Raw genomic sequence first — 20,819 nt, 5'->3', positions numbered from 1 at the left:
TTTCGCTTCAAGGATTTGCATGTCTCATGACATGACCAGCCGCGAGTTGTATGTCCGGCTGTTGACCTACGTTCGGCCGTACTGGAAGGCCTTTCTTGCCGCGCTGGCGTGCATGGGCGTCTCCTCGCTGGCCGAGCCGGTCTTTCCGGCGATCATGAAATCGCTGCTCGACGACGGTTTTTCCAAGGCCAACGGTCCTTGGGACTGGCTTTTCTACCCGTTGGCCATCATGGGCATTTTTCTGGTGCGCGCCATTTTCGGTTTCCTCGGCGACTACCTGATGAGCTGGGTGTCAAACAACGTCGTCGCTGAATTGCGCCAAGCCATGTTCGCCCGCATGGTGCGCCTGCCGACCCGTTATTACAGTGACAATTTGTCCGGCCGCCTGATGTCGCGCATCGCCTATGACGTGACTGGCGTCGCTGGCGCAGCGACCAATGCGCTGACTTCGCTGATCAAGGATTCGCTGTCCATCATCGGCCTGCTGATCTGGCTGCTCTGGTTGAACTGGCAGTTGACGCTGATTACGTTGTCGGTCGTGCCTTTCATCGCCGTGGTCGTGCGGGTGTTCAGCAAACGGCTGCGCAGCGTGGCCCGCGGCCAGCAGGAATCGATGGGCAAGATCACGCAGGTGCTGCAGGAAGCCATCGAAGGGCACAAGGTGGTCAAGATTTTTGGCGGCCAGACCTACGAGGAGGATCGCTTTTACAAATCCGTCCGCGAGCAGCGCCGTCTGGCCATGCGGGCGACCATGGCCTCGGCTGCACAGTCGCCGCTGGTCCAGTTCTTTGCGGCCACCGGTGTTGCCATCATCATGGGCGTCGCCCTCAAGCAGGCGTCGAATGACCAGACGACGGTGGGCAGCTTCGTTTCCTTCGTCACCGCCATGTTGATGCTGATGGCGCCGCTGAAGCGGGTGACCGACGTCAACGCGCCGATTCAACGCGGCCTGGCGGCAGCGGAAAGCGTTTTCTCGCTGATCGACGAGGATGCCGAGCCGGATCAAGGCAAAGAGGATTTGGGACGGGCCAAGGGGCTGGTCGAGTTCGATCGGGTGACCTTCACTTATCCTGGTGCCGAGCGGCCGGCACTGGAAAACGTTTCATTGACCCTGCGTCCCGGTGAATGCGTGGCGCTGGTCGGGCCCTCCGGTAGTGGCAAGACGACGGCGGCCAATCTGTTGCCCCGTTTCTATGCCCTCGATTCCGGCGAAATCCGCGTCGACGGCCATGCCCTGCCGAACATCCGCCTGAACAGCCTGCGCGACAACATCGCACTGGTCAGCCAGGATGTCGTGCTGTTCAACGACACCATCGGTGCCAATATCGCTTATGGCGGCAAGCGCGATGCGACGGTTGACGAAATCCGCGCGGCGGCCAAGGCAGCCCATGCGCTGGAATTCATCGAGGCTTTACCCGACGGGCTGAACACCATGATCGGCGAGAACGGCGTCAAGCTGTCCGGCGGCCAGCGTCAGCGTCTGGCCATCGCTCGTGCCATCCTGAAGAACGCACCGATCCTGATCCTCGATGAAGCCACCTCGGCCCTCGATACCGAATCCGAACGCCATGTGCAGGCAGCCCTTGACGAACTGATGAAGGGGCGCAGCACGCTGGTCATCGCCCACCGCCTGTCGACTATCGAACGCGCCGACCGCATCATCGCGTTGGCCCACGGCCACAAGCAGGAAGAGGGTTCGCACGCCGAACTGCTCGCCCACGACGGCCTGTACGCCCGTCTGTACCGCATGCAGAAGGCCGAAGAGGTCGCCGTCTGATGCGCATCCTGCACACCGAGTCGTCGAAAGGCTGGGGCGGCCAGGAAAACCGCACGCTGAACGAGTTGATCACGATGCGTGATCGGGGCCATACGCTGGCTGTTGTCAGCCGGCCCGGAGCACGCATTCTCGACCGGGCGAAGGAGGCGGGTTTCGAGACCTTCGTCGTCGACATGCGCGGCGCCATCGATCTGCCGGCGATCATCCGCCTGCGCTCGGTGATGAAGCGCTTCAAGGCCGATATCGTCAATACGCATAGTGGCCGCGACACCCAACTGGCCGGCATGGCGGCCCGGACGATGATCAATCGTCCGGCGATCGTCCGCACCCGCCACCTGGCGCTGCCCATCACGTCGAAATTCACCTATAGCGTGCTGCCTGATCATGTCGTGACGGTTAGCAAGTATGTCGAGAACTATCTGGTCGAGGCTGGTGTGCCGCGCGAAGGCATTACCACCATTCCGACCGGCGTCGATTTCTCGCGCTACGACCGTTCCACCGTACAGGGCAACCTGCGCGAGGAACTGGGGTTGCCGGCCGAGACGTTGCTTGTCGGTACGGTCGCCATCCTGCGCGCCAAGAAGGGCCACGCCGACATTCTCGATGCAGCGCCGGAAGTGCTGAAGCGCTTCCCGAATGCCCATTTCGTCTTTGCCGGTGACGGCCCACAGACCGACAACCTGAAGGCACGCATCACGGCTGATGGGCTGGAAGGTCGCATCCACCTGCTCGGCCTGCGCCGCGACGTGACCAATGTGCTTGCCTCGCTCGACGTTTTCGTGCTGCCGACGCATCAGGAAGCACTGGGTACCGCCTTCATCGAGGCCGGCGCCATGGGGCTGCCGGCCGTGGCGTCCAACGTCGACGGCGTGCCCGAGGTCATCCTCAATGGTAAGACCGGCTACTTGGTGCCAGCGCACGACGGCAAGGCCTTGATCGAGCCGATCAGCCGCCTGCTGGCCGACCCGGTGCTGCGCCAGTCGATGGGCGCCAACGCCACCGAATTCGTGCGCCGCAAGTTCGCCCGCGAAGTGATGGCGCAGGGCATGGAAGCCTTGTACGAACGCCTGTTGGAGGCGAAATGAGCTTCGGGCAGCCGCTGCCCGTGCTGATGTATCACCATATCAGCCCGAAACCCGGGCTGGTGACCTGCTCGCCGGAGAACTTCCGCGCTCACATGCAGTGGCTGGCGGAAAACGGCTGGAAAACGTTGTCCTCCAACGAATTCACGCAGGTTCTGGCGACCGGTAAGGTGCCGAAGAAGAGCGTGCTGGTCACCTTCGACGACGGCTATCTCGACAACTGGGTCTACGCCCACCCGGTGCTCAAGGAATTTGGCCAGCGCGCCACGTTGTTCCTGATCACCGGCTGGATGGGCGAGGGGGCGGTTCGCCCGTATGCCGGCCAGCCCGGCGTGCCGGAGGTGCCGACCCACGGCCAGGCGATGGCTGCTGCCGCCGAGGGCAAGCTGGATGAGGCTTTCCTGCGCTGGTCCGAAGTTGAAGCGATGCGCGATGCAGGGACCTTCGATTTTCATTCGCATACCCATACCCATACCCGCTGGGACCGCCAGATCGCTGATCAGGCCGAGCGCGATCAGGCGCTGGCCGACGATCTGGCCGCCTCACGCGCCACGCTGGCGGCCCGGCTCGGCGTGGATAGTCCGCACCTGTGCTGGCCGCAGGGCTATTACGATGTCGCCTACCAGCGCGTGGCGCGGGCCGCCGGTTTCACGCACCTGTACACCACTGAGCATGGGGTCGTGCGCCGCGAAGTCGATCCGGGGCGCATCCCGCGTCTGGTCATCAAGGACAAGCCGGCCAAATGGTTCGGCGGGCGTATGGGAATCTACGGCCGGCCGCTGTTGTCGGCCCTCTATCTGGGCCTGAAGTCGGGCGGGAAGGGCCGCTGATGCGTCTGCGCCTGCGCGAACCGCTGCTTTACCGCTGGCTGCGCCTGAAGCGGGCGTTGGATCGCCGGCCGCGTCCGGCCAGCGAACTCGGCACGCCGGCCATTCGCCGCATCCTGGCCATTTCTTGTACGGCGCTGGGCGATACGCTGCTGTCCACACCGGGGCTGCGGGCCCTGCGCCAGACCTATCCGCAAGCGCACATCACGCTGCTGGTGCATCCGTCGCTACAGCAGCTTTTCACTGGTCTGGCCGACGTGGACGAGTTGATCCCCTACGACGGCAAATGGCGGGGCTTCCGCCGCGCCGCCAGTCAGCTCAAAGACTACGATCTGGCCGTCATCCTGCACGGCAACGAACCGCAGGCAACGCCGCTGGCCTACCTGTCCGGTGCCCGCCACATCTTCAAGCTGCCCAACAACAACCGCTGGAATTTCCTGCTCAGCAACCATGAGCCGGTGTTCGGTTGGGATGATCTCGGGCATGGCATCGACCAGCGCCTCGCAGTCGCCAAGCTGGCCGGGGCCGTCGGTGAATTCGATCGCCGCATGACCGTGCCGGCCCACGCCGAAGGCCGGGCGGCGCTGGACAAGGCGCTGGCCGAGCGCGGCTGGCAGGAGGCGACCATCGTCGCCTTCCAGCCCGGCGCCTCGACGATGAGCCGGCGCTGGCCGCGCTCGCGCTTCATTGCGGCGGCGGCCGAGATGGTCAAGGCAAGGCCGGATCTGCGTTTCGTCGTCACCGGTTCGCCGGCCGAAGCCGCGCTGTGCCAGGAGGTTGCCGCCGGTATCGAAGCCGCCGCACCGCTGGCCGGCGGAACGCGGGCCTGGGCCTCGGCCGGCCAGTTGCCGCTGATCGCCTTGCCCGACCTGCTGCGCCGGTCCTGCCTGCTGATCACCGGCGATACCGGGCCGATGCATTTGGCGGTAACGGTCGATACGCCAGTCGTCGCATTGTTCGCGGTGTCCGATCCGGCACGCTCTGGCCCCGGCTACGACCTCGACAAGCACGTGATCATCCGCAAATGGCGGACCTGCGACCCCTGCTATTCGAAAAACTGTCCTTACGCCGAGCCGATCTGCATGGACAATATCGCGGTCGAGGAAGTGGTGGCGGCGGTCGATACCATCCTGAGCCGGGGGGCGGCATGAACTTGCCCAAACCCGCGCCGAAACGCGTCCTGCTGCTCGACACCGGCAACGAGTGGGGCGGCGGCACCAACAGCATGTTCGAGCTGCTCAAGCGCATCGACCGCACGCGCTTCGACGTCACCTGCTGCTTCTACAAGGACTACAAGAAGGGCCAGAGTGGCCGTCTGTTGTCCGAAGAATTGGCCGACATCGGCATTCCGCTGATCCTGCTGCCAATCCGCAAACAGCCCCTATGGGCCAAGCTGGCCAAAGAAGTGGCCCGCGGCCTGCTGTCGTGGTCGGGGCGCCTGAAAAAGCGCGCGGTGCTGGCCATCGAAATGCACTGGCGGATCAAGCCGCGCGTTGCTGCCTTGAAGCTGTTGCTGGAAGAAGGGCGCTACGACCTGCTATATATGAACAACCAGCCGTCGTCGAACCTCGAGGGCTATCTGGCGGCCGAGGCAGCCGGCCTGCCAGTCGTTCAGCACTGCCGCATCGAACCGACCTTGCAGGCCAACGAGGCGGTCGTGGTCAATCGCACCGCGACGCGCATCATCTGCGTCTCACAGGGCGTGGCTGACGTACTGGCGGCCCAACACGTCGCCGAGAACCGGCTGCGTGTGGTCTATAACGCCATCGACAGCCGTATCGCCTTGCCGCCGCCGGTCGAGTTGCCCCCCTCCGCCAAAGAACTGGTCATCGGCACGGTCGGCCAGTTGACGGCGCGCAAGGGCGTTCATCATCTGCTGCAGGCGGTAGCCAACCTGAAGGCGGAAGGCCTGGCCGTGACCTGCCTGATCCTCGGCGAAGGGCCGCAACGGGCTGAGCTGGAAAGTGCCGTGAGCCGTCTTGGGTTGATCGATCAGGTCAGCTTCGTCGGCTTCCAGTCGCTGCCGCTGGCCTGGGTGCAGGTCATGGACGTTTGCGTGCTGTGTTCGAGCAAGGAAGGCCTGCCGCGCGTCGTGCTCGAAGCGATGCTGGCGGGTAGTCCGGTGGTTGGCTCCGATGTGACCGGTACCCGCGAACTGGTGGTGCATGAGCAAACCGGCTTGCTCTACACCTACGGCGATGTGGCGGCGCTGACCGCGTCGCTGCGTCGCCTGCTGACTGACGCCGAGCTGCGCCGGAGTATGGGCGAGGCCGGACGCCGGCGGGTGGCCGAGCGCTATTCGATCGAAGCCTATGTCGCCGGCGTGATGCAGGTGCTCGACGAGGCGGCACGGTGATCTACCTGCTGCTGACCTGGCTGCTGGCGCCGCTGCTGTGGCTGCGGGCAGCTTTGCGCGGTACGCAACGGACGAACCGCATCCTTGTCATTCAGACCGCCAAAATTGGCGACTTCGTGGCGACAACGCCGGTCTTCCGGGCCTTGCGCAATCGCCTGCCCGATGCCGAGATCGTCGCGCTGCTGCATCCGGTCAATGTGCCGCTGGCGCGTCAGCTGGAAAGCATCGACCGCATCGTCACGCTGCCCAAACACGGCTTCAAGGGTTGGGCCGGCAAACGCTGGCTGCTCGACCAACTGGCCGAGGGTTACGACGGAGTGCTGATCCTCAGTCCCAACCTGACCAATCTGCTGGTGCCGTTCTGGGCCGGTGTGCCGAAACGGGTGTCGGTCCTTGCCGACCGCCGGCAAGGCAGCGCCCGTCTGGCCTGGCCTTTCCTGACCCATGGCGAGCCACACCGGGCGGGGCAACTGTTCCGCGAAACCGCCTTGCGTGCCTTGGCAGGGTTCAATATTAAGGTGGATGCAGCCGTGTTTGCGCTGCCAAACGAGATCGGCAGTGCTGAGAGCGGAAAAGCCCTGCTGGATGCCTTGGCACCCCAACTACACCACCCGCTGGTCGGTCTCGGGCTGGGTGCTGGCAATCGCATGAAGGCGCTGGATGCGGCACAAATCGCGGCACTGGCCGGCCAGCTTGTCAGCCGCACCGTAGCGACGCTGGTGCTGATCGGCACTGACGCCGACCGGGAGGCGGCTGAAACCCTCTGCGCCAGTCTCCCACCTGGACGCGCCATCGATACGACCGGCCAATGGGCGCTCGACGAACTGCCTGTCCTGCTCGGTACGCTCGATTGCTTCGTCGGTGTCGATTCCGGCGCCACCTACATGGCCGACGCGCTCGGCGTGCCGGTTGTCGACTTCATGGGCCCGGCCGACGACCAGGACCAGCGGCCCATCGGTCGACAGGCGGTCGTGATCCGCAGCGCCGAACCCTGTGCTCCCTGTTCGCACGCCTTCGATGCCCCCTATGCCTGTCATCTGGGTACGCGGGCCTGCATTGCCAAACTGCCCATCCCGGCCGTCGTCGAGGCGGTCGAGGCGATTCTGGCCTCCAAAAATTCCGTTGCCGAGTGTCGACAATGAAACTTGCCGTTTTCAAGGACTATGGTGTCGGGCGTTACTTCGCCCAGCTCTTCGATTCGATTCCTGATACGACCTTCTTCCTGTCGGAAAAGAACAAGTCCGGTCTCAATATCACGCCGCACCGGGTGCATCTGCTGACCAAGAAACAGCAACTGCGCGACTACCTTAAATCGCCGCTCAAGGCCTGGCGCCGCCTGAAGGAAAACAACAACGACAAGAAGCGCGATTTCTTCTATCAGGAAGTCGAACGTTCGGCGGCCAGCGGCGAGTTCGACGTCGCGCTGACCGGTTCGGACCGCTCGCTGCATACGCTCGCATCACTGAAGGCGAAAGGGCACAAGTTCAAGCTGGTGTACTGGATTCCCTTCACCATTCCCTTCGTCGACATGTTCGACCCGCGTTCGCTGGCCATCCGCCAGGCGGCGTTTCCGCAGGTCGACCTGTTCGTGGCGATTACCGACACCTGTCGCCGCGTCCTGTTGCTCGAAGGTATTCCCGAGGAAAAGATCGTCCACGTCTATCCGGGCGTCGATACCGAAGTCTTCCAGCCACGTCCGCAACCGAAGCAGGATGACGTCTTCCGCATCCTGTTCGTCGGCAAGCTGGTCAGCTGGAAGGGGTGCTACACCTTGCTCTATGCCGCCAAAGCCTTGCTGTCGGAAATCCCGAATCTCGAACTGATGTTCGTCGGCCAGGGGGCTCAGCGCCAGGGATTGGAACAGGCGGCCGAACTGCTCGGCATCAAGGATCGGGTCAAATTCACCGGTTTCCTGAAATACGACGCACTGCCTGACATCTATGCGCAATCCGATGCCTTCGTGCTGCCCGCGCTGCCGGCCATCAACCTGGCCGAACAGTTCGGTTTTGTGGTCGCCGAGGCCATGGCCTGCGGCCTGCCGGCTGTGGTATCGCGGGTCGGTGGCTTGCCGGAGGTGGTAGGCGGGCGTGAGGAACTGATCTTCACGCCGGGAGACTTCCATGAACTGGCCGACAAGTTGCGGGCGATCCACGCGTCGAAGCAACTGGCAGCCGAACTGGGGCAGCATTGCCTGGCGCATGCGCGGGCGCACTACGATGCCAACAAGAACGGCCTGGCGCTGAAGGCGGTGCTGGAAAAGATGGAGCACGGGAAATGAGCGAGGCAGTGAGCATGGCCCCGCGGGAAACAGACCGGTTGCTGCAAGTGACCATGGGGCTGTGGTTCGGTCTGTTGTTCATCCAGCCCTTCGAAAAGTTCGTCGCGGTGAAATACCTGCTGATGGTCGGCTTGCTGATTGCATCGGTGCCGCTGGCCATGCGTGCCGACATTCGCCAGCGCCTGCGCAGCAGGAACATGGTGCTCGCTCTCGCTCTGGCTATTGCCATCTGGTGTATTGCCGTATCGGTGGCCAGTCCCTATTCGGCGGACAGCCTGCACGCCTTACCGCGCGATCTGCTGTTGCAGGCCGAGTTGCTGCTCGTTGGCTGCCTGTTGGTACGTAATCCCGGCCAGGCACGAACCGCATTGTGGGTGATCATCGCCGGTTTTGCGGCCGTCAGCGTATTGTCCTGTTTCGAGGTTGGCGCGTATCTGATGCATCACTCCCTGAGCGAGGGGCAGATTCCGCGCTCCCACAAGTCTTTCTGGGGTGGCTATGCAACCATGGCCAGTTTTTGCCTGCCGCTGATCATCGCGTTTGCCGTCTCGACGGCGGCCACGCTGCGCCAACGGGCATTGCTGGCAGCGCTTGTGATTCTCGGAGTTGTGCTGACCGGTTTGTATGGTTCGCGCAGTCCCCTGCTGGTGGTCGCCATTTCGGTCATCGTGCTGTTTGGCTTGTTGCGAGCCTGGAAGGCACTTGCTGCGGTATTTCTGGTGATCGCTTTGGGTGCGGGATGGGTGGCGTCGCAGAGTAATCTCGGCTACCTCGAGAAGTACCGTTCCCTGGCCCAGAAAGATACCTATGTCACCAATCAGGGCTTGAGCCTGCGTCTTGATGTCTGGTCGGGTGTCGTCGAGCTGATCGAGGCGCGGCCGTTGCTCGGCTACGGCTACGGCTGGAAGAAACTGGCTTGGGCGATCAACGACGGCGGTTATGCCGAGCGCTGGAAAGCCAACGATCCTGGCAAGGCGGCGTATTTCCTGGGTGAGACGGAAAAGGCGAGCTACGGCAAGGTCAACCCCCATAACTATTTCCTGCAGGTTGCCTTCGAGATCGGCATCCCCGGCCTGCTGCTGGTGCTGGCTTTCTGGCTGGCGACATTCTGGCTGGGCCTGAAGGGGCTGGTGCGCGGCGCACCGGAAAACCAGCGCCTGCGGGCGGTGCTCCTGACGACTTTGCTGGCCTACATGCTCGGCAATTTCGCCAATGGTTTCTGGGTGGGTGGTCTGGCCAACATGGCGTGCGCCCTGGTCGGCATTCTGATCGGCCTGGCTTTGAATGAACAGTCGGCTGCTGCCGTGGAGAGCAAATGAATATCCTCGTCATCCGTCGCGACAACATCGGCGATCTGGTATGCACGACGCCGATGCTGGCGGCCCTGCGTAAGGCCATGCCGAACGCCTGGATTGGTGTGCTGGTCAATCAGTACAACGTGGCTGTGATGCGCGGCAATCCCGATGTGAACGACGTCTTCGCTTATCGGAAGGCCAAGCACCGCGGGCCGGGCGAAAGCAAGATGGCGATCTGGCTGGAGACGGCGGGTTTGCTGTGGGAGCTGCGCTGCAAGGGCATCGACGTCGCCATCGTCGCGTCGCCGGGGGGCGATCGCTACGCCAGGCTTGTCGGCGCCCGCCGGATCATCGCTGACAAGCCGGGAGCGCCTTTCCATGAGGTCGAGGCGGTCGGCAAGCTGCTGGTGCCTTTGGGCATTGAGCCCGAGTTGGGGGCGCTGCAACTGACGCCTCTATCTGAGGTTGTTGCTGCCATGCGCCCGAAGCTGGCCGAATTGTCCGGTCGGAAAATCTGGGCCATTCATCTGAGTGCCCGCGAGAAAAGCCGGCGCTGGCCGGCCGAAAAATACATCGAGCTGATCGAACGCCTGGCCTCGCCGGAGCGTGGTTTTGCCCTGTTCTGGTCACCGGGGCCGGCCGATCATCCGGCGCATCCCGGCGATGACGAAAAGGCTGCACTGGTCTTGGCAGCCTGCCGCGACAAGGGCGCGGTGCCTGTGGTCACCGAACGGCTGGAGGAACTGATTGCTGCGTTGTCGCTATGCGACGGTTTCGTCGGCGCCGATGGCGGTGCCATGCACCTGGCGGCCGCACTCAACCTCAAGACAGCGGCGTTGTTCGAGAATTCCGAAGCCAAGCGCACCCGCTGGTACCCATGGGGCGCTCGGCATGTGCTGTTGCAGCCGACCACTTTTGCGGTGGCCGATATCAGTGTCGATCAGGTCGAGGCAGCGGTACGGGAACTCGAAGGCACTTAGTGCGCCGCTTCCCAGTTCGGGCCGACACCGACCTCGACGACCAGAGGTACCTTCAAGGCGGCCACCTGGCTCATCAGCGTGGGCAGGTGAGTGCGGACGTCCATCAATTCGGCATCGGGCACTTCAAGCAGCAGTTCGTCGTGCACCTGCAACACCTGTTTTGACTGCATGCCCTTGGTGCCCAGCCAATTCTGCACGGCAACCATCGCCAGCTTGATCAGGTCGGCGGCAGTACCCTGCATCGGGGCGTTGATCGCGGCGCGTTCCGCCGCCTGGCGACGCATGGCCTGGCTGGAGCGGATTTCCGGGAACCACAGTCGGCGGCCGAAGGCGGTTTCGACGTAGCCCTTGTCGCGGGCGGTCTGGCGGGCTTCTTCCATGTAGCGGGCGACACCGGGGTAGCGAGCGAAATAGCGGTCGATGTAGGTCTGCGCTGCGCCGCGCTCCAGCCCCAATTGGCGGGCCAGGCCGAAGGCGCTCATGCCGTAGATCAGACCGAAGTTGATGCTCTTGGCAACGCGGCGTTGGTCGGGGCCGACTTCAAGCGGCGTGACGCCGAAGATTTCGGCAGCGGTTGCCTTATGCACATCCTCGCCGTGCGCGAAGGCTTCGCGCAGGCGTTCGTCGTTGGAGAGGTGCGCCATGATGCGCAGTTCGATCTGCGAGTAGTCGGCCGAGACGATGCTGCTGCCTTCCGGCGCGATGAAGGCGGTACGGATTTTCCGGCCTTCCTCGCTGCGCACCGGGATGTTCTGCAGGTTCGGGTCGCTGGAAGCGAGGCGCCCGGTAACAACGGCCGCCTGGGAGAAGTGAGTATGCACTCTCCCGGTCTGCGCGTTAATCATGCGCGGCAGCTTGTCGGTGTAGGTCCCCTTGAGTTTCGACAGGCTGCGGTGTTCGAGCAGCAGCTTGGGCAGCGGGTAGTCGAGCGCCAGTTCGGTCAGCACTTCCTCGTCGGTCGAGGGGCCGCCGGAGGCGGTTTTTTTCTTGACCGGCAGGCCGAGCTTGTTGAACAGGATGTCGCCCAGCTGCTTTGGTGAGGCGAGGTTGAAGGGTTGGCCGGCCAGTTCGTAGGCCTGGGTTTCCAGCGCCATGATCTTCTGGCCCATCTCGTGGCTCTGCCGGGCGAGCACGTCGGCATCGACCAGGATGCCGTTGCGCTCGATCTGCCAGATCACCTGCCGCGCCGGCATCTCGATGTCGTGGTAGATGCGGCTCAAGCCCGGTTCGCTGGCGAATTGCGGGTGCAGCACGTGATGGACGCGCAGCGTCACGTCGGCGTCCTCGGCGGCGTAGGTCGCAGCACGCTCGATATCGACCTGGTCGAAGGTGATCTGCTTGGCGCCCTTGCCGCACAGGTCTTCGTAGGCAATGGTTTCCAGCCCGAGGTGGCGGCTGCACAGTTGGCCGAGATCGTGGCCCTTGTCGGACTCGATGACGTAGCTCTGCAGCATGGTGTCGTGCGCGATGCCGGCCAGTGCGATACCGTGATTGGCGAAGACGTGCTGGTCGTACTTGGCGTTTTGCAGCACTTTTTTCCGGTCGGCTGCTTCCAACCAGGGCTTGAGTTTCGCCAGTACTTCCTCACGCGGCAACTGCTCGGCGACCCCGGGGGCGGTGTGGGCAAGCGGGATGTAGCAGGCCTCGCCCGGCGTGACCGACAGCGAAACGCCGACGATGCGGGCCTCAAAGGAATCGAGGCTGGTCGTCTCGGTGTCGAGCGCCGTCAACTCGGCGGCCTCGATCCTGGCCAGCCAGGCATCGAACTGTTGCCAAGTCAGGACCGTTTCGTAACTCACCGCCAGCTTCGGGGGCGGCGGCGCGTCGCTGACGACGCCGATCGTTTGCGCCGGGATACCGGCGGCCGCCTCCGGGCCATCGATTTCATTGAGCCAGGAACGAAACTGGTAGCGCTTGTACAGCTCGCGCAGGGTCGGGATGTCCGGCGGCGTGGCGGTCAGCGCGGTCGGCGTCGGCAGGTCGGGCAGGTCGCAGACGACGGTGACCAGCTTCTTGCCGAGCGGCAGGAAGCCGAGGTGGTCGCGCAGGTTCTGGCCGACCACGCCGCTCACCGCATCGGCATTCGCCACCAGGTTGTCCAGCGTGCCGTACTGGGTCAGCCATTTGACGGCCGTCTTCGGGCCGCACTTCTGCACGCCTGGCACGCCGTCGACGGCGTCGCCGACCAGCGCCAGGTAATCGACGATACGCTCGGGCGGCACGCCGAACTTGGCCTCCACGCCGGCTTCGTCGAGCAATTCATTGCTCATCGTGTTGTACCAGCGGATCTTTGGGCCGACCAGCTGGGTCAAATCCTTGTCGCCGGTCGAGATCAGCGTGTCGATGTCGGTGGCGGCGGCCTGCGTGGCCAGCGTACCGATTACGTCGTCGGCCTCGACCCCGTCGATCATGATCACCGGCCAGCCGGCGGCCTTGATTGCGGCGTGGATGGGCTCGATCTGGCGGGCCAGGTCGTCCGGCATCGGCGGGCGGTGGGATTTGTATTCGGGATACCAGTCGTCGCGGAAGGTTTTGCCGCGTGGATCGAAGACAACGGCCTTGTAGTCTGCCTTGTAGTCGCTTTGCAGACGACGTAGCATGTTCAGCACGCCGTACAGCGCGCCGGTGGGCTCGCCGGCCTGGTTGCGCAGGTCGGGCAGGGCATGGAAGGCGCGGTAGAGATAGGACGAACCGTCCACCAACAACAAGAGAGGCATAACGTGACGGAAAGCGAAAAACTGGTGATGGGTGTCGAGACCGAGGCCCTGCTGAAGAACACGACGGCCCGCGAGTCGTGGCGGATTTTCGGCATTATGTCAGAGTTCGTCGAGGCGACCGAACGCCTGGCGGCGATCAAGCCGGCCGTCACGCTCTTCGGTTCGGCCCGGGTGCCGCCCGACTCGAAGTACTACACCTTGACCGAGCAACTCGCCCGCCTGCTGTCCGATTCCGGCTTCTCGGTCATCTCCGGTGGCGGCCCGGGCATCATGGAGGCAGCCAACAAAGGGGCCTTCTTCGGCAAGTCGCCGTCGGTCGGCCTCAACATCCAGTTGCCGCATGAGCAGAAGTCCAACCCCTATCAGGACATCTCGCAGACCTTCCGCCACTTTTTTGCCCGCAAGTACATGTTCGTCCGCTTTGCCAGTGCCTATGTCGTACTGCCCGGCGGCTTTGGCACGCTGGATGAGCTGATGGAGGCGCTGACCCTGATCCAGACCGGCAAGGCGCGCAAGATTCCGCTCATCCTCGTCTGCTCCGATTTCTGGGGCGGTATGATCGACTGGTTCAAGGACCGGCTGGTCGGCGAAGGCATGGTCGATCCCGAGGATATCGACCTGATCCAGGTCATCGATGATCCCGCCAAGGTGGTCGAGGCCATTTTCAAGCACTACGAGGGCAGGCCGTTCGGGCCGTTGCCCAACGAACACGAGATGCTGCTCAACCTGTAAAATCGGCTTATCGATTTCGAGGATTCCACCATGCGCCGCCTTCTTCCCCTCCTGCTTCTTGCCGCGCTGCCCGCCTGGGCGCAGCAGAAAGGCGACCTCCAGCCGCTGCCGGCCGTGCCGCCTCCGCCGCCGGGCATGGAAGCCTTCGACGAAAACCTCGAGCCGCAGGTCACCATCGTCAAGACCGAGAAGGAAACCCGCGAGGAATTCCGCGTCAAGGGCAAGCTCTACATGGTCAAGGTCACGCCGGCGGTCGGCAAACCCTACTATCTGGTCGATCGCCAGGGTGACGGCATCATGGTCGACGTCGGTCCGGACCAACATCCGACCAAGCCGCCGATGTGGGTCATCCACAGCTGGTAAGTGTCGGTCTATACCCCCGTCGGGCGGGATGCACTCGCCGCCTGGCTCCAGCCGCTCCGGCTCGGTGAGCTGATCGATCATGCCGGCATCGCCGCCGGCATGCAGAACTCCAATTACTTCGTAACGACCGCGGCCGGTCGTTTCGTGCTGACCCTGTTCGAAAACATCGACCCGGCGGCCCTCGATTTCTACCTCGCCCTGCAGGATCGCCTGGCCCGTGCCGGCCTGCCCTGTCCTCAGCCGTTGACCGATGCCGCCGGCCGGCGCTGGCGCCCACTCGCCGGCAAGCCGGCTGCCCTCCTCACCTGCCTGCCCGGCGCGGCGCTGGAGCAGCCGGACATGCACCACCTGCGCACCCTCGGCGACATGCTGGCCCGCCTGCACCTGGCCGCGGCCGGAATGCCCGATCCCTTGCCCAATCCGTGCGGCAGCGCCTGGCGGCAGCGGGTCGGCCAGGCCTTGCTGCCGCTGGTCGATGCCACCGAGCGTGAGCTGCTCGCCGATGAACTGGCCTTCCAGGCCGCCCAGGACTGGTCAGCCCTGCCGTGTGGCGTGATCCACGCCGACCTGTTCCGTGACAACGTCCTGTGGCTGGCCGACGGCCGCTTGTCCGGTCTGCTCGACTTCTACTTTGCCGGCGAAGATGCCTGGCTGTTCGATCTGGCCGTCGTCGCCAACGACTGGTGTGCCGATGAGAGGGGGCTTGCCGCTCTGCTGGCCGGCTACGGTGCGGTGCGCCCGCTGTTGCCGGCCGAAAGACAGGCCTGGCCGGCGGTACGGCGGGCGGCGGCCCTCCGTTTCTGGCTGCTGCGACTGGAAGTCCGCCACCAGCCGCGGCTGGGTGAAGTGGTAACAATCAAGAATCCCGATGAATTTCGTCGGCTTTTGGCTGCCCTGCGCCTTGCCGGGTCGGAACTCCCCCGTTAGCATCCGCGCATGAACGAAACTCCCGCATTTCCGATGGCGCCAGCCCCGTTCTCCGGCGATAGCCGCGAGGTCGATGCCGGCGCCTGCTTCGACTGGTTGCGCCAGGGTTGGGCCATGTTCCTGGTCAATCCCGGTATCTGGATCGGTGTCACGGTCCTGCTTCTGGTCATCCTGATGGCCATTTCCATCGTGCCGCTGTTCGGCCAGATTGCCGCCCACCTGCTGGTGCCGCTGTTTGGTGCCGGCATGTTCCGCGTTTGCCGGCGCATCAGTGACAACGAGGAGCCGGCCATCGCCGATCTCTTCGCCGGCTTCCACCACCAGGCCGGGCAACTGGTCATGGTCGGCGTATTCTTCGCGCTGGGCATCTTCGGCATTGCCTTCCTCGCTTTCCTGCTGGTCAGCGGCGGCGTGCTCGGCGGTGTGGTGACCGGCAAAGTAGGGGGCTTCGGCATCGCGTTGGGTGGCGTCATGCTGGCCGGCCTGCTCGTTCTCGTGTTGTCGGTGCCGGTCATCATGGCGACCTGGTTCGCGCCGGCCCTCGTCTATTTTCACGACATGAAGCCGCTCGACGCGATGAAGGCGAGCTTCACAGCCGGCGCCCGCAACTGGCTGGCGATGTGCATCTTCGGCATTTTCCTGGTCGTCGCGCTGTTCTTCGCAATGCTGCCGGTCGGCATGGGCTTGCTGCTCCTGCTGCCGGTCTTCTCCGGTGCGGTCTACGCCTCGTACCGCGACATCTTCATGGGTAGCTGACGATGCGGGCACAAACCCTGCCGCCGGCCGCGGGCTGGCAATGGATCATGGGCGGTTTCGCCATCTTCCGGCGCAATCCGGTCATGCTCGGCTTGCTGGTCGTCGCCTACTGGTTCACCGTGCTTTTCCTCAACATCGTGCCGGTCCTGGGCGTCCTGATCGCGTCGCTGGCCATCCCCGGCCTGTCGGTCGGGCTGATGCAGGCGGCGCGCAACGTCGAGCGCGGCCAGCCGGTTGGCCTGCAGACCTTGTACGGCAGCCTGAGGGAAAACGGCCGTACGCTGGCCATCCTGGGCGCACTCTACCTCTGCTGTACGCTCGGCGCCCTCGGCCTGTCTTCGCTGGTGGACGGCGGCGATCTGCTCCGCTTCATGCTGGCCGGCAACCGTACCGAGCGGGCGGTGGTCGAGGATGCCGACTTCACGTTGTCGGCCCTCTTCGTCATGTTGCTGATGACGCCGGTGCTGATGGCCTGGTGGTTCGCCCCGGTCCTCGCCGCCTGGCACCGGCTGTCGGTCGGCCGCGCGCTGTTCTTCAGCTTCGTCGCCTGCTGGATGAACTGGCGGCCCTTCCTGACCTACGGCCTGGGTCTCGTTGTCGTCGCCGGCGTCCTGCCCGGCCTGCTGCTCGGCATCCTGTTGTTGATCGTTCCGGGGGCGGCCAACCTGATCACCGCCATCGTCACGCTGCCCATGATGCTGGTCGTCGCGCCGACGGTGTTCGCCAGTTTCTACGCCAGCTATCGCGACATTTTCGGCATTTCCGAAATTGTCTGACGCCAGCCTGCTGCCGCTTGGGCTGTTCGGCGGCACCTTCGATCCCGTGCATTTCGGCCACCTGCGCCTGGCCGAGGAGGCCATCGCCCACCTCGGCCTGGGCGGCGTGCGCTGGCTGCCGGCCGGCCAGCCGCCACACCGTGGCGTGCCGCAGGTGACCGCCGGCCAGCGTCTCGACATGGTGCGCCGGGCAACGGCCGGCAACCCCTGCTTCACGGTCGATCCCGCTGAGGTGGAAGCTGCTGCGCCAAGCTACACGGTCCATACCCTGGAACGCCTGCGCCGTGAACTGGGCGAGGCACAGCCGCTTGTCCTGCTGGTCGGGGCCGATGCTTTCGCCGGGCTCGCTGCCTGGCATCGCTGGCGCGACCTGTTCGCCCTGGCCCATATTGCCGTTTCGCACCGCCCCGGTTTTCCGGTGGAAACGGCCAGCCTGCCGCACGAGCTGGCGACTGAATTCGCCGATCGCCGGCTGGCCGATGTCTCGGCACTGCGCGCGGCGCCGGCCGGCGGCATCGTCACTTTCGCGATGACCCAACTCGCCATCTCGGCGACGCAGATCCGCAAGCTGCTGGCCAACGGCCTGTCGGCCCGTTATTTGCTGCCGGATGACGTTCTCGACTATATTCAAACCCATTCCCTTTACAGAAATCCCTGATGGACATCCGCAAGCTGCAAAAAATCGTCGTCAACGCCCTCGAAGACATCAAGGGCAAAGACATTGAAGTCATCAACACCACCAAGCTGACCTCGCTGTTCGATCGCCTGGTCATCGCGACTGGCGACTCCAACCGCCAGGTCAAGGCACTGGCGCGCAACGTGCAGGACAAGGTGCGCGAAGCCGGCGCCGAGATCGTCTCGGTCGAAGGCGAGGATGCCGGCGAATGGGTGCTGGTCGACATCGGTGACGTGGTCGTCCATGTCATGCAGCCTTCGGTGCGCGCCTATTACAATCTCGAAGAGCTGTGGCAGGTCACGCCGGCCCAGCGTCGCAAGCAGCAGGCGGAGCAGGCCGCCGCCGAATGAAGCTGGCGATACTGGCGGTTGGTCATCGCCAGCCCGGCTGGGTCAGCGAGGGCTGCGCCGAGTATCTCAAGCGCATGCCGCGCGAACTGGCGGCCAGCGTCACCGAGATCAAGCCGGAGCCACGCGGTTCGAAGACCCGCGAACAATTGCTGGCGGCCGAAAGGGCTCGTCTGCGCGAGGCCATGCCGGGCAGTTGCCGCCTTGTCGTGCTCGACGAGAAGGGCGACGACCTGACCACCCTGCAACTCGCCAAGCGGCTGGAAACCTGGATGCAGGACGGCCGCGATGTGGCCTTGCTGATCGGCGGCGCCGACGGGCTGGACGAGGAGTTCAAGCAGCAGGCCGACGACCGGCTGCGCCTGTCCAGCCTGACCCTGCCGCACGGCATGGCCCGGCTGCTATTATGCGAACAGCTTTACCGCGCCGTCAGCGTCCTGAAAAACCATCCGTACCATCGAGAGGGATGATGCGCCTCTATCTTGCTTCCCGCAGCCCCCGCCGCCGTGAACTCCTGCACCAGATCGGCATCGATTTCGACACCGTCGTCTTCCGTCACGGCATGCGCGCCGACCTGGAGACCGATGAAACGGCGCTGGTCAACGAAGATCCGGTCGCGTACGTCGAACGCATCGCCCGCAGCAAGGCGGCGCATGGCCTGAAGATCGTCGAGGAGCGCCGCCTGCCGATGCGGCCGGTGCTGGCCGCCGATACCACCCTCGAGTTCGACGGCGAGATCATCGGCAAGCCGGTCGATATGGCCGATGCAACGCACATCCTGAAGCGCCTTTCCGGGCGGACGCACCGCGTGCTGACAGGCGTTGCAATCAATCATCTGGGCCGCATCGAGTACGTGCTGTCGACCAGTGAGGTGCGTTTCCGTGCCATCGATGACGAGGAAATCCGTCATTACGTGATGAGCGGCGAGCCGATGGACAAGGCCGGGGCCTACGGCATCCAGGGCCGGGCCGGGCTGTTCGTCGAGCACCTCACCGGCAGTTTTACCGGCGTCATGGGCCTGCCGGTCTGTGAAACCGGCGAACTGCTCAAGAAGTTCGGCTTCCGACCGCTCTGATCAGCGCCGCAGCCTGTGCCGCGCCATTGGGCGTCGGCAGCGGCGGGGCTGGTGACTGCCACAGGTGTTCGAGCGCCTTGCCGAGGCGACCCGCATGCAGGTTGTCCTCGGCGATTTCCGCACAGCGCGCATTCTGTGTCAGCCATTCAATCAGGCAATCCTGCTCCGGCCAGTCCACTCGGCGCTGGTAGAGGACCGGTGTGCCATTGCAGGCGGCTTCGGTGAAGGTGCCATAGCCCGGCTTGGTGATCACGGCATCGACCGAGCGCAGCAGGTCGGTGAAGCTCAGTCCGAAGGACTCGAAGGCCAAGGCATCGGGGTGCCGACATTGCCAGGCTTCGGCCACCAGCCAGCGAATGCCGGGCAGGCGGGGCCAGTGGTCGACCGGCAGAAGGTGGGCAATGCCGCCCATGGCGATGAGTACGGCCTTGTCCTGACCCAGCCCCAGATCATGCTTCTGGCCAAGCGCGGCAATCGGGCCGACGGGGGCGATGTTGTCGAGACTTTCCATGGCCATGCTCGGCGTCACGCGCAGGAAATGCCGGGCTGAGCGGTAGGCGTCCTGTATCTGCTCGTGGATGGGCAGAGCCCAGGATTCGCTGCCGAAATAGTGGGCGAACAGATCGGCCCAGTTCAAAGAGCACAGCGAAACCGCCGGGATGCCGGCCTCTGCCGCACCGGCCAGCGGCAGGTAGCTGACGTTGGTCAACACAACGTCCGGTCGCAATTCGTCCAGAAAAGCGCTTTCGCCGGCTACCCGGTTCGTCCAGCCGGCATGGGCTGCACGGTAGGCCAGGGCGCTTGCACCGCGGTCGATGCGGGTGGCATCGACCATCACGAAGCCGAAGTCGGTACTGCCGTGCAGCAGCTCGAACGGGACGTGTATGCGCTGGCGTAGCTTGGCTGGCGGCAGCCCGCTACGCACCGTCAGGCGCAATTCGGGCAGATTGGCCGCCAGGGCATTGAGCACCGGCGCGGTAATCGCGAGGTGCCCGTAGCCGTAGCTGAAGATGTCGACAAAAAGATGCACTCAGCGGTGCTTGAAAGCCGGTTTGCGCTTCTCGACGAAGGCGGCCATGCCTTCTTTCTGGTCCTCGACGGCGAAGGCCGCGTGGAAGACGCGGCGCTCGAAGAGCAGGCCTTCGTTGAGGCTCGATTCGAAGGCGCGGTTGACCGATTCCTTGATCATCATGACCACCGGCAGCGAGAAGCCGGCGATGGTCTGCGCTGCCTTCAGGGTTTCATCCAATAGCTGGTCAGCCGGGTAGATGCGGGCGACCAGCCCCGCCTTCTCGGCTTCCGGCGCGTCCATCATGCGGGCGCTCAGGCACATATCCATGGCTTTGGCCTTGCCCACCGCGCGCGGCAGGCGTTGCGTGCCACCGGCGCCGGGCAAGGTGCCGAGGCGGATTTCCGGCTGGCCGAATTTGGCGGTATCGGCGGCGAAGATCATGTCGCACATCATCGCCATCTCGCAGCCGCCGCCCAGGGCGAAGCCGGAGACGGCGGCGATCACCGGCTTGCGGGCCGTCTTGATGCGTTCCCAGTTGCGGGTGATGAAGTCGGTCTTGTAGGCATGCAGGTAGTCGAAGTCCTTCATGAAGCCGATATCGGCGCCGGCGGCAAAGGCCTTTTCATTGCCGGTGATGACGATGCAGCCGATGTTCTCGTCGGCTTCGAAGGCGTCGATGGCGGCGCCGATACCGTCGACGACCTCGTTGTTCAGGGCGTTCATCGCCTCCGGGCGGTTGATGCGGATCAGGCCGACGCGGCCGTGAATTTCAGTGAGGACGACAGTGCTCATGCGGGTTCTCCTGTATTGCGGGCAAGCGGTTGTGCCGGTCATTCTACGGTT

Annotated in this window: 21 protein-coding genes; 18 read left to right on the top strand and 3 right to left on the bottom strand. The window is 64.2% G+C overall.

Translation table 11 applies throughout. From position 1 onward, the window contains the following. Window positions 1-19 precede the first annotated feature (19 nt). From msbA to K420_RS17960, 9 genes are read left to right on the top strand one after another with little or no spacing between them, the layout of a single operon-like run. Window positions 20-1,777 (top strand): lipid A export permease/ATP-binding protein MsbA, encoded by a 1,758-nt coding sequence (gene msbA, locus K420_RS0103435; RefSeq protein WP_027456823.1) that lies wholly within the window; start codon window positions 20-22, stop codon window positions 1,775-1,777. Continuing rightward, the gene (locus tag K420_RS0103430) at window positions 1,777-2,862 is read left to right on the top strand and encodes a glycosyltransferase (RefSeq protein WP_027456822.1); all 1,086 of its coding nucleotides are present in this window, start codon (window positions 1,777-1,779) and stop codon (window positions 2,860-2,862) included. Before msbA ends, K420_RS0103430 begins: the two co-directional genes overlap by 1 nt. Further along, window positions 2,859-3,689, top strand: coding sequence for a polysaccharide deacetylase family protein (locus K420_RS0103425; protein ID WP_027456821.1), 831 nt, complete (start codon window positions 2,859-2,861; stop codon window positions 3,687-3,689). The genes K420_RS0103430 and K420_RS0103425 overlap by 4 nt, the downstream gene beginning before the upstream one ends. Beyond that, complete coding sequence (locus K420_RS17970) at window positions 3,689-4,837, top strand: glycosyltransferase family 9 protein (RefSeq protein ID WP_051452932.1); 1,149 nt, start codon at window positions 3,689-3,691, stop codon at window positions 4,835-4,837. The genes K420_RS0103425 and K420_RS17970 overlap by 1 nt, the downstream gene beginning before the upstream one ends. Continuing rightward, window positions 4,834-6,042, top strand: coding sequence for a glycosyltransferase family 4 protein (locus K420_RS0103415; protein WP_027456820.1), 1,209 nt, complete (start codon window positions 4,834-4,836; stop codon window positions 6,040-6,042). Before K420_RS17970 ends, K420_RS0103415 begins: the two co-directional genes overlap by 4 nt. Beyond that, window positions 6,039-7,184: a glycosyltransferase family 9 protein gene (locus K420_RS0103410; RefSeq protein WP_027456819.1), complete on the top strand. Its 1,146-nt coding sequence runs from the start codon at window positions 6,039-6,041 to the stop codon at window positions 7,182-7,184. Before K420_RS0103415 ends, K420_RS0103410 begins: the two co-directional genes overlap by 4 nt. Next, on the top strand, window positions 7,181-8,320 hold the full coding sequence (locus K420_RS19550; RefSeq protein ID WP_027456818.1) for a glycosyltransferase family 4 protein: 1,140 nt from the start codon (window positions 7,181-7,183) through the stop codon (window positions 8,318-8,320). Before K420_RS0103410 ends, K420_RS19550 begins: the two co-directional genes overlap by 4 nt. Then, window positions 8,317-9,639, top strand: coding sequence for an O-antigen ligase family protein (locus K420_RS0103400; RefSeq protein ID WP_084019540.1), 1,323 nt, complete (start codon window positions 8,317-8,319; stop codon window positions 9,637-9,639). The genes K420_RS19550 and K420_RS0103400 overlap by 4 nt, the downstream gene beginning before the upstream one ends. Next, window positions 9,636-10,595 carry a glycosyltransferase family 9 protein gene (locus tag K420_RS17960; RefSeq protein WP_051452931.1) on the top strand — a complete coding sequence of 320 codons (960 nt, stop codon included), beginning with the start codon at window positions 9,636-9,638 and terminating at the stop codon, window positions 10,593-10,595. The genes K420_RS0103400 and K420_RS17960 overlap by 4 nt, the downstream gene beginning before the upstream one ends. Here the strand turns inward: K420_RS17960 and polA are convergent. Continuing rightward, the gene (gene polA, locus K420_RS0103390) at window positions 10,592-13,312 is read right to left on the bottom strand and encodes a DNA polymerase I (protein ID WP_027456816.1); all 2,721 of its coding nucleotides are present in this window, start codon (window positions 13,310-13,312) and stop codon (window positions 10,592-10,594) included. The genes K420_RS17960 and polA overlap by 4 nt on opposite strands. A gap of 27 nt (window positions 13,313-13,339) precedes the next feature. Between polA and K420_RS0103385 the strand changes: the two genes are divergently transcribed. From K420_RS0103385 to K420_RS0103345, 9 genes are read left to right on the top strand one after another with little or no spacing between them, the layout of a single operon-like run. Then, window positions 13,340-14,044, top strand: coding sequence for an LOG family protein (locus tag K420_RS0103385; RefSeq protein WP_051453255.1), 705 nt, complete (start codon window positions 13,340-13,342; stop codon window positions 14,042-14,044). Window positions 14,045-14,074: 30 nt separating this feature from the next. Continuing rightward, complete coding sequence (locus tag K420_RS0103380) at window positions 14,075-14,407, top strand: DUF2782 domain-containing protein (RefSeq protein ID WP_027456814.1); 333 nt, start codon at window positions 14,075-14,077, stop codon at window positions 14,405-14,407. After that, complete coding sequence (locus K420_RS0103375) at window positions 14,408-15,334, top strand: homoserine kinase (protein ID WP_027456813.1); 927 nt, start codon at window positions 14,408-14,410, stop codon at window positions 15,332-15,334. A 9-nt stretch (window positions 15,335-15,343) separates the two neighbouring features. After that, the gene (locus K420_RS0103370; protein WP_027456812.1) at window positions 15,344-16,090 is read left to right on the top strand and encodes a BPSS1780 family membrane protein; all 747 of its coding nucleotides are present in this window, start codon (window positions 15,344-15,346) and stop codon (window positions 16,088-16,090) included. 2 nt (window positions 16,091-16,092) lie between these two features. Beyond that, window positions 16,093-16,866 (top strand): BPSS1780 family membrane protein, encoded by a 774-nt coding sequence (locus tag K420_RS0103365; protein WP_027456811.1) that lies wholly within the window; start codon window positions 16,093-16,095, stop codon window positions 16,864-16,866. Further along, window positions 16,859-17,524, top strand: coding sequence for a nicotinate-nucleotide adenylyltransferase (gene nadD / locus K420_RS0103360; protein ID WP_198293786.1), 666 nt, complete (start codon window positions 16,859-16,861; stop codon window positions 17,522-17,524). Before K420_RS0103365 ends, nadD begins: the two co-directional genes overlap by 8 nt. Continuing rightward, window positions 17,524-17,892, top strand: coding sequence for a ribosome silencing factor (rsfS, locus tag K420_RS0103355; RefSeq protein WP_027456809.1), 369 nt, complete (start codon window positions 17,524-17,526; stop codon window positions 17,890-17,892). The genes nadD and rsfS overlap by 1 nt, the downstream gene beginning before the upstream one ends. Further along, window positions 17,889-18,359 (top strand): 23S rRNA (pseudouridine(1915)-N(3))-methyltransferase RlmH, encoded by a 471-nt coding sequence (gene rlmH, locus K420_RS0103350; protein WP_027456808.1) that lies wholly within the window; start codon window positions 17,889-17,891, stop codon window positions 18,357-18,359. Before rsfS ends, rlmH begins: the two co-directional genes overlap by 4 nt. Continuing rightward, window positions 18,359-18,964, top strand: coding sequence for a Maf family protein (locus K420_RS0103345; RefSeq protein ID WP_027456807.1), 606 nt, complete (start codon window positions 18,359-18,361; stop codon window positions 18,962-18,964). Before rlmH ends, K420_RS0103345 begins: the two co-directional genes overlap by 1 nt. Here K420_RS0103345 and K420_RS17955 read toward each other — a convergent pair. Both K420_RS17955 and K420_RS0103335 read right to left on the bottom strand, forming a co-directional pair. After that, entirely contained in the window at window positions 18,936-19,994 is a 1,059-nt protein-coding gene (locus tag K420_RS17955; protein WP_035854455.1) for a glycosyltransferase family protein, read from the bottom strand. The two genes, K420_RS0103345 and K420_RS17955, sit on opposite strands and share 29 nt — an antisense overlap. Then, complete coding sequence (locus K420_RS0103335) at window positions 19,995-20,768, bottom strand: enoyl-CoA hydratase (protein WP_027456806.1); 774 nt, start codon at window positions 20,766-20,768, stop codon at window positions 19,995-19,997. Between the last annotated feature and the right edge of the window lie 51 nt (window positions 20,769-20,819).

It is taken from the genome of Dechloromonas agitata is5 (assembly GCF_000519045.1).
GTDB classification, from domain to species: domain Bacteria; phylum Pseudomonadota; class Gammaproteobacteria; order Burkholderiales; family Rhodocyclaceae; genus Azonexus; species Azonexus agitatus.
This window is presented reverse-complemented; position numbering and strand designations above follow the sequence as displayed.